The organism is Synechococcus sp. CCY 9618 (assembly GCF_019038415.1).
In the GTDB taxonomy this organism is placed as follows: domain Bacteria; phylum Cyanobacteriota; class Cyanobacteriia; order PCC-6307; family Cyanobiaceae; genus Cyanobium.
This window is the reverse complement of the sequence record NZ_JAFKRG010000006.1, coordinates 41,732-50,464: the sequence shown is the minus strand read 5'-3', so window position 1 is coordinate 50,464 and position 8,733 is coordinate 41,732. Positions and strand designations below refer to the sequence as shown.

The 8,733-nt window shown below is 68.6% G+C and carries 9 protein-coding genes; 8 read left to right on the top strand and 1 reads right to left on the bottom strand.

Annotated elements, in window-relative coordinates; translation table 11 throughout:
* The first annotated feature begins 160 nt into the window (after positions 1-160).
* The 3 genes from KUG41_RS01230 (at position 161) to KUG41_RS01220 (ending at position 2,779) form a co-directional block, all read left to right on the top strand.
* Entirely contained in the window at positions 161-523 is a 363-nt protein-coding gene (locus KUG41_RS01230; RefSeq protein ID WP_216900256.1) for a phosphomannose isomerase type II C-terminal cupin domain, read from the top strand.
* Positions 524-612: 89 nt separating this feature from the next.
* A complete protein-coding gene (locus KUG41_RS01225) occupies positions 613-2,415 on the top strand; it encodes a DEAD/DEAH box helicase (RefSeq protein WP_216900254.1) in 1,803 nt (600 codons plus the stop codon).
* Between the two features lie 34 nt (positions 2,416-2,449).
* Positions 2,450-2,779 (top strand): hypothetical protein, encoded by a 330-nt coding sequence (locus KUG41_RS01220; protein ID WP_216900252.1) that lies wholly within the window; start codon positions 2,450-2,452, stop codon positions 2,777-2,779.
* Positions 2,780-2,813: 34 nt separating this feature from the next.
* Here KUG41_RS01220 and KUG41_RS01215 read toward each other — a convergent pair whose 3' ends face one another.
* Positions 2,814-3,017 carry a hypothetical protein gene (locus KUG41_RS01215; RefSeq protein ID WP_216900250.1) on the bottom strand — a complete coding sequence of 68 codons (204 nt, stop codon included), beginning with the start codon at positions 3,015-3,017 and terminating at the stop codon, positions 2,814-2,816.
* Between the two features lie 285 nt (positions 3,018-3,302).
* On the opposite strand from KUG41_RS01215, the gene KUG41_RS01210 reads away from it, so the two are divergent.
* The 5 genes from KUG41_RS01210 to KUG41_RS01190 all read left to right on the top strand — a co-directional run bounded on the left by KUG41_RS01210 (position 3,303) and on the right by KUG41_RS01190 (position 8,611).
* Positions 3,303-3,701 (top strand): RNA-binding protein, encoded by a 399-nt coding sequence (locus KUG41_RS01210; RefSeq protein WP_216900248.1) that lies wholly within the window; start codon positions 3,303-3,305, stop codon positions 3,699-3,701.
* Between the two features lie 36 nt (positions 3,702-3,737).
* Positions 3,738-5,525, top strand: a complete 1,788-nt coding sequence (locus KUG41_RS01205; protein WP_216900246.1) for an ABC transporter ATP-binding protein — start codon at positions 3,738-3,740, stop codon at positions 5,523-5,525.
* 89 nt (positions 5,526-5,614) lie between these two features.
* Entirely contained in the window at positions 5,615-6,493 is an 879-nt protein-coding gene (locus KUG41_RS01200; RefSeq protein WP_216900244.1) for an LCP family protein, read from the top strand.
* A gap of 82 nt (positions 6,494-6,575) precedes the next feature.
* Positions 6,576-7,556 carry an FUSC family protein gene (locus tag KUG41_RS01195; protein ID WP_216900241.1) on the top strand — a complete coding sequence of 327 codons (981 nt, stop codon included), beginning with the start codon at positions 6,576-6,578 and terminating at the stop codon, positions 7,554-7,556.
* Positions 7,550-8,611 (top strand): FUSC family protein, encoded by a 1,062-nt coding sequence (locus KUG41_RS01190; protein ID WP_216900239.1) that lies wholly within the window; start codon positions 7,550-7,552, stop codon positions 8,609-8,611. Before KUG41_RS01195 ends, KUG41_RS01190 begins: the two co-directional genes overlap by 7 nt.
* Positions 8,612-8,733: the final 122 nt, after the last annotated feature.

The following is an 8,733-nucleotide window of genomic DNA, read 5'->3' as shown; positions in this document are numbered from 1 at the left end:
TTCCCTGGCCCCAGGTGGCGCCGGTCAGTCTTTTCCCACCGCAGGCCTGTCAGGCGCCAGCCATCAGGGCGCTCCGATGACGGCGCCGCTCCCATGACGGCCGGGCCCTGCGGCGGGATGGCCCACGTCCATCGCAGCCCGTTTCCGGTGGATCCCTTTCATGGCTGAGCGTGTCCAGCGCCCCTGGGGGTGGTTCGAGACCCTGGCCACGGGACACGGTTATCTGGTCAAGCGGCTGAGGATCAGCGCCCAACACCGGATCAGCCTGCAGCGCCATCACCACCGCAGCGAACACTGGGTGGTGGTCGAAGGCGAGGGGGTGATGACGTGCGACGGCCGGAGCTTCGCCGCCGCCGCCGGCTCCACCCTGTTCATCCCCAGTGGCGGGCGGCACCGGGCGGCGGCCGGATCGACGGATCTGGAGATCATCGAGGTGCAGCGGGGCGAGGACCTGCGGGAGGACGACATCGAGCGTTTCGACGACGATTACGGCCGGGTGATAAGATCAGGCCTCAACCTTTGAGCATGGGCAAGGCAGCCCGGGTGCGAGACACCCATTCCCAAGGTCCGCTGCCGGCCTGCGTTGAAGGATTCACCAGGCTCCAGCATCCCGTGACCCAGATTATTGACGGCAGCACCCTCGCCGGTGCCGCCGATTCCCAGGCGGCCATCGAGCAGCCCGATGAGGACGTGCTCGCCACGCCTGCCGTTGTCGACGACACCAGCCAGCCCCCCACCAGCGCCTTCGCCACCTTCGGCCTGTGCCGGGAACTGCTTGATGGCCTGGCGGCCATCGGCTTCGAGGAACCCTCACCGATCCAGAAGGCCGCCATCCCCGAGCTGATGCTCGGCCGCGACCTGGTGGGCCAGGCCCAGACAGGCACAGGCAAGACGGCCGCCTTCGGCCTGCCCCTGCTGGAACGGCTCGAACCCGGCCTGCGCACCCCCCAGGTGCTGGTGCTCACCCCCACCCGGGAGCTGGCCATGCAGGTGGCGGAAGCCTTCAACAGCTATGCCTCCTCGATGAAGGGCGTCAAGGTGTTGCCGATCTACGGCGGCGCCGACTTCCGCGACCAGATCCAGCATCTGCGCCGGGGGGTGCAGATCGTGGTGGGCACCCCGGGCCGGGTGATGGATCACATGCGCCAGGGCACCCTCGACCTCTCCGGGCTGCGCAGCCTGGTGCTGGATGAAGCTGACGAGATGCTCCGCATGGGCTTCATCGATGACGTCCAGTGGGTGCTTGAGCAACTGCCTGCCGAACGTCAGGTGGTGCTGTTCTCCGCCACCATGCCCAACGAGATCCGGCGCATCTCGCAGAAGTATCTCAACGATCCGGCGGAAGTCACCATCCGCCAGAAGGCGGCCGATGGCCGCCGGATCCGCCAGCGCCACCTGGTGGTGAACGGCCCCCAGAAACTCGAAGCCCTCGAGCGGGTGCTGGAGGCCGAGGGCAGCGAGGGGGTCATCATCTTCGCCCGCACCAAGGCCATCACCCTCACCGTGGCCGAGTCCCTGGAGCAGCACGGCTACGACGTGGCCGTGCTCAACGGCGACGTGCCCCAGAACCAGCGGGAGCGCACGATCGAACGCCTGCGGGATGGGCGGGTCAACGTGCTGGTGGCCACTGATGTGGCCGCCAGGGGACTGGATGTCGATCGCATCGGCCTGGTGATCAACTACGACATCCCCTTCGACGGCGAGGCCTACGTGCACCGCATCGGCCGTACCGGCCGGGCGGGACGCAACGGAGAGGCGATCCTCTTCCTGACCCCGCGGGAGCGGCGCTTCTTGGGAGGACTGGAGCGGGCCGTCAACCAGCCCATCGAGGCCATGGAAGTGCCCGGCAACGCCAGCATCAACCAGCACCGTCTCGACCGCCTGCGCGAGAAACTCACCCTCGCCCTGCAGCAGCCGGCCGGAAACCCCGAGGAGCGGGCCCTGCTGGGCGAGATCCTGCAACGGGTCGCCCAGGAACAGAGCTGCAGCCCCGACCAGCTGGCGCTGGCGGCCCTGGAGCTGAGCCTCGGCGGCAAACCCCTGCTGCTGCAGGGGGAGGAGCGCTGGGGTCAGTCGCGCCCCGGGGCGCCCAGCGCCCGGGATCGCGATCGGGATCGGAGCGAGCGCCGACCCTTCCAGGACCGTCACTCAGAGCGGAGTGAGGACGGGCCTGAGGAGAACATGGAACGCTTCCGTATCGAAGTGGGCTGGCGCGACAGGGTCAAGCCGGGCAACATTGTTGGCGCCATCGCCAATGAGTCAGGCCTCACCGGCCGATCGATCGGAAAGATCCGCATCTTCGACGCCCACAGCACCGTCGATCTGCCCAAGGGCATGCCCGACGATGTCTTTGCCGACCTTCGTCGCCTGCGGGTGATGAACAAGGAACTTCAGATCTCCCGACTGGGCTCCTGATTCCCCTCCCCGGCGCTGAACGCGCCGTTCACCCATGCCTCCCCTGCAGCGGAACCACCACCGGCCCCATGGAATTCACCTCCCGGCAGGGCCGGTCGGCCTGATCCTCGTCCTGGTGGCACTGGCCGGCATCATTCCTCTGGAGCGAGAGGCCAAAGCGGGCACCGGTCCCATCATTGAGGTGGTCCGTTCCTTCTGCCTCTCAGCCTTCGAGACGGAACTGGCCCAGTCCGGCAAGAAGGCCCCTGACGGGATGGCCAACTTCGCCTGCAGCTGCGTGGCCGACCGGATCTCCAGCGGCAGCAGCATCGCCTCCGCCCGCAGCAGCTGCAAGGCCGCCACGGCAAGGCGGTACCCCATCTGAGCCGACATGACGACGACGGCTGCCGGCCGCAGGATCAGGCGCAGATCCGGGTCACCTCCTCACAGGCCATCACCTGCAGCTGGCTCACCGAAAGCCTTTCCACGGCCGCGATGAGAGACGTCTGGACCTCGTGACTTTCCGAGGCCACCAGCGTCTGCAGCAGATCAAAGAGATCCTGGGAAGCCAGCTCACCATCCTCTCTCCAGGTGAGACTCCAGGGGACGGGGGCGGTTTTCATAGGGTGGGCTCGATCAGGGTTTGCTGACAATGAAGCACCTGGAGGCGGGGCAAGCAAAATTTTCGACTTGCTTCAGATTTGCTTCAAGCTTCTCCATGGGCTTCCGGGGCCCAGTTGTAGGCTTCCAGCAGTTCCATGCCGCTCCGGCTCCCTTCGGCACGCATCGCCGGCTCGGGCCTCCCAGGGATCGCTCCCTTCCAGGGATCCGGTCTCCCCATCTCGCCCACCGCCTGCTTCCCCTGGGATTCCCGACACCGGAGGAATCCGTTCCAGCTTTTTCATTGCATGACCATCTACGTCGGCAACCTCTCGTTCCAGGCCGAACGCGAAGACCTTCTTGATCTCTTCGGCCAATACGGGGAGGTTCGTCAGTGCAGCCTTCCCCTTGACCGTGAAACAGGCCGCAAGCGTGGCTTCGCCTTCATCGAACTCGCCGACGATGCCGCCGAGCAGAAGGCCATCGATGACCTTCAGGACGTGGAATGGATGGGCCGGATGATCCGGGTCAACAAGGCGACCCCCCGTGAGGGCGGTGGCGGTGGTGGTGGTGGCCGGCCCGGCGGCGGCTATGGCGGCGGCGGCGGTCGTTCCGGTGGCGGCGGCGGCTACGGCGGTGGCGGGCGATCCGGCGGTGGCGGTGGTGGTGGTGGCGGATACGGTGGCGGTGGCGGCAATCGCTGGTGACCCCCCGCGGCCCCGGCCGTTGAAGCCGGTCGCCCGATGAACATCCCGGCTGCGGGGCTGCGGCGCCTCCAGACGAGCCTGCGGCCCCACCGCAGGCTCGTCTGGATGGCGGCCGCCTGCTCCGTTCTCAACAAGCTCTTCGACCTGGCTCCACCTGTCCTGATCGGTCTGGCGGTGGACGTGGTGGTGCAGCAGCGCACCTCCTGGCTGGCCGGACTCGGCTTCCGCACCGTACCCGGGCAGCTGGGGGTGCTGGCGGTGCTCTCGTTCCTGATCTGGAGCGCCGAATCCCTCTTCGAATACCTCTACGCCCTGCTGTGGCGCAACCTGGCCCAGACCGTGCAGCACGAACTGCGCATCGAGGCCTACGACCATCTCCAGCACCTGGAGATGGCTTTCTTCGAGGCCGGCAGCAGCGGACGCCTGCTCACCATCCTCAACGACGACATCAACCAGCTGGAGCGCTTCCTCGACCAGGGCGCCAACGAGATCCTGCAGCTGATCACCACTGTGCTGGCGGTGGGCGGGGCCATGCTCGTGCTCTCCCCCGCCGTGGCGGGGGTCTCCTTCCTGCCGATCCCCGTGATCCTCTGGGGATCGCTCCGCTTTCAGCGCCGCCTCGCCCCCCGCTACCGGGAGGTGCGGGAACGGGCCGGTGATCTGGCCAGCCGTCTGAGCAACAACCTGGGCGGCATGCTCACCATCAAGAGCTATGCGGCCGAGGACTGGGAGAAGCAGCGGCTGACCGAGCAGAGCCAGGCCTACCGCGCCAGCAACGGCGGGGCCATCCGCCTGTCGGCCGCCTTCATCCCCCTGATCCGCTTCGCGATCCTGTTCGCCTTCCTGGCGATCCTGGTGATCGGCGGCCTGCAGGCCTGGAGCGGCGCCATCGCCGTGGGCACCTACAGCTTCCTGGTGTTCATCACCCAGCGCCTGCTCTGGCCCCTCACCACCCTGGGCCGCACCCTCGATGACTACCAGAGGGCCATGGCCTCCACCCACCGGGTGATGGATCTGCTTGACACCCCGATCGCCATCCCCAGCGGCCACCGTCCCCTGCCCTTCGCCAGCGTCCGCGGCCACATCCGCTTCGAGGGGGTCGGCTTCGCCTACGAAGGCCGCGATCCGCTGCTTCGCCACTTCGATCTGGAGGTGCCCGCCGGCACCACCGTGGGCATCGTGGGGGCCACCGGTTCCGGCAAGAGCACCATCGTCAAGCTGCTGCTGCGGCTCTATGCCATCCAGGAAGGCCGCATCCTGCTCGATGGCCAGCCGATCGAAGCCCTCTCCCTGCAGGACCTGCGCCGGGCCATCGGGCTGGTGAGCCAGGAGGTGTTCCTGTTCCACGGCAGCGTGGCCGACAACATCGCCTACGGCAGCTTCGGCGCCGGCAGGGCCGCCATCGAGCGGGCCGCCGGCCTGGCCGAGGCGGCGGCCTTCATCACCGCCCTGCCCGATGGCTACGACACCGTGGTGGGCGAGCGGGGCCAGCGCCTGTCCGGCGGCCAACGGCAGCGCATCGCCCTGGCCAGGGCGATCCTCAAGGACCCGCCGGTGCTGGTGCTGGATGAGGCCACCGCGGCCGTCGACAATGAAACAGAGGCCGCCATCCAGCGCTCCCTCGAACGGATCACCGCCGAGCGCACCACCCTGGTGATCGCCCACCGGCTGAGCACGGTCCGCCACGCCGACCGCATCGTGGTGATGGAGCAGGGGCGGATCGTGGAGAGCGGCCGTCACGACGACCTGCTGGCCGCCAACGGGGCCTATGCCGCCCTGTGGCGCGTTCAGACGGGCCTGCGCCCGGAGGAAGCCCTGCGCTGAGCGGAGGTGTCTTAGCTTGTAGGACGATGAAGATTTCCCAGAACAGCCCGGGACGCCGGCGCGGGCAACGCGTCCCCGTCCTGATCGCCATGGCCATCGGGCTTGTGGGAGGAGCGCTGCTGGCGGGCCCCCTGGCCCAGATGATCTCCGCAAGGACCGGTTCCGAGGGGGACACGGCCGTCACCAATCCCTTCGCCGCCTGGAGCGGCGGCATGGGCGGCCAGGACCTGCTGATCCTCGGCACCGACGTGGGCGGCGGCAACACCGACGTGATCGCCACCCTGCACATTGAGGGGGATCGCACCGAGATCACCCAGATCCCCCGTGACACCTACATCGAAGCCGAAAGCTTCGGACCGGTGAAGATCAACGCCCTCTACAGCCTGGGCGGCACCGACGCGGTGAAGCGGGAGGTCTCCCAGCGCCTGGGCCGTCCGATCCAGCACCATCTGGTGGTCAATCTCTCCGCCATCCGTCAGATGGCCGACATGCTGGGGGGCATCGAGGTGGACGTGCCCAAACGCATGTTCTACGTCGACCGCAGCCAGGGGCTCTCCATCGATCTGCAACCCGGGGTTCAGACCCTGCGCGGCAAGGACCTGGAGGGATTCCTGCGCTTCCGCCACGACGAGACCGGCGACCTGGGCCGCATGGATCGCCAGCAGCTGGCCCTCAAGTCGCTGTTCCGCAAACTCACCCGGCCCGAGTACCTGGTGCGGCTGCCGGCCCTGATGATGGCTGCCCGCAAGGAGATCCGAACGGACCTAGGACCGATGGAGCTGGGGGGCCTGATCACGGCCATGGGGCGCACCCAGCTCAACACCCAGCGGCTCGACGGTCGCCCCTTCTACAAGGACGGCATCAGCTACTGGGACGCCACCTGGCCGAGCCCGTCCGGTCAACCGCTGGAGGCCGAAAACAGCGAGGACCGTCTGGTGAACGGGGACCGCCACCGCTTCCTCTTCTGACGACCCCGGGCCGATGCCACCGGAGAGCAGCCGGCCAGCCTGAGCGCCCATAGGCTCCTGGCTGCCGTGGTCCCGGAAGTCCGTGCGATCCGCCTTGTTGCGCAACAGCCTCAGACTCGGGGTGGCCGCGTTCCTCACTGCCGCCCTGTCCCTCTGGTTCGAGCGCATCGCCTTCGTCTGGTACCCGATGCTGGCGGTGATCACCGTCATGGAGGACGGCGACGACCTGAGCCTGCAGGCCGCCCGGGTGCGGGTGTTCGGCACCATGACCGGCGGCCTGGTGACCTTCCTGGTGCACACCCTGCTGGACGGCTGGGCGGGGGTGCTGCTGTCGCTGCTGTTGCTGCTCCCCCTGCTGCGCTGGCTGGGCTGGCAGTCGGCCGCGGGGACGGCGACCCTGGTGAGCCTGATGTTCCTGATGATCCCGAGCCATGTGGCCCTGAACTGGAGCTACGTGTTCAACCGCACGCTCGACACGGCCGTCGGCTGCGTGATCGCCATCCTGGTGGGTCTGCTGTTCTGGCCGCGGCGGGGATTCGATCGGCTGCAGCGGCTGGAGGAGGGGCTGCGCCGGGTCTACGCCGACCAACTGGAACGCCAGCGACGCTGGATCGGGGGTTCGGGGGAGCGGCCCCAGCCCCTGCCCCCCGCCAGACTCAGCCGGGACCTGGTGGCCATGGAAGGACTGGTGGCCCAGGAACGGCGGGGGCCCCATGCGGGTCGTCTGCAACGGCAGCGCTGGTCCCAGCGGCTCCAGCTCTGGGCCTCGGTGCAGCACCACTGGGTGCAGTGGGAGCGGCTGCTGGACGGCCTGCCTGAGCTCCTGGCCACCCCGGACGAGCCCGGAGTGGAGGGGAGGGAGGATCCGCTGCGGACAGGCATGGCGCGCATGGCCGCCCTGCTGGAGGGGCACACCGATCCGGCACCGCCCCGGGATCCCCTGCCCTGGCAGGGCCTGGGCAGGGACCGGTCGATCCCTCTGCTGCCCCTGCTGGCCCTGGCGGAGGAACAGCAGCCCCTGATCGCCAGCCTGCGGACCCTGGCCCTGGCGGCCCGATGCTGATCCGCCGCTCCGAGCTGAGGCTGGCCCTGGCCGCCGGGCTGATGAACGGGTTCGGCGCCCTGGCCCCCGTCCCCTTCGGCTTCTACGCCCCGATGGCGGTGCTGGTGGTCTGCACCGGCACCTATGGCGGCTCGATCGGTCTGGGCCGGCAGCGGCTGCTGGGATCGGTGGCGGGAGCGCTGGTGCTGCTGGTCTCCTATGCCGGCCTGCAGCATCTGCCCATCCCCCTGGGACTGAGCCTTTCCCTGATCGGCATGCGGCTGCTGGGGGCGGCGCTGGGTCTGGAGGTGGGATACAAGGTGGGCAGCAACATCATCGTCATGGGCTGGCTCGTCCACGACAGCGACCTTGACCTGTGGGTGCCGGTGCGGCTCTTCTGGACCGTGGCCGGCATCCTGGTGGCCCTGCTGAGCCTGCGCCTCTTCTGGCCCGATCTGGCGGTGGACGGGAATCGGCGGCGGCTTTGCCAGTTGCTGACTGACCTCGGCGCCGCCCTGACCGTCCAGGCCGAGCGCATCGGAGGGGCTCCGTCCCCTGGTGTTGCAACGGCCGGTGCGGAAACGGTGCAACGCCTGCGCCGAGAACTGGTGTGCCTGCGCGGCGCCATGCCTGCGGTGGCCGATGAACTCGGCAACAACCCCACCAGCCATCCCACCTACCGGCTCTTCGAGGTGATGAACGGAGCCGGATCCCAGCTCGTCGGGGTGGTGGACGGCCTGCGGCTGCTGCCCCACGCCGGCGGCGATCTGGGGCCCCTCGGCGACATCCAGGCCGCCGAGGCCGAACTGCTGAAGGCTGTGGCGGAACGGCTGGAGCAATGGAGCCAGCGCCTGGCGATGCCGCACCGCCACCGGCCCCCACCCCCCGCCGCGGTCCTGGAGACGCCGGCCCGCTGGCAGGCCATGGAGCGATGGCTCCATGATCCGGATCTGGAGAGCTTCGAGCTCCACCAGCTCCAGCGCAACGCCAGCCGGCTGCTGCTCTGCGGCCAGGCCCTGCGCAGCATCGAACAGGCGGAACAGCGCTGGCAGATTCTGGCGGCGGACCCCCGTTGACCATGGCCGCTGCCGACCCGCTCCCCCCTGGGGCGGAGAAACCGGGCGAGACGGGGCCTGCCCGATTGAATCGATCTGGATCTGGAGCTCCTCGCCCAGGGACTTCGGTGATGGCCTGGTGA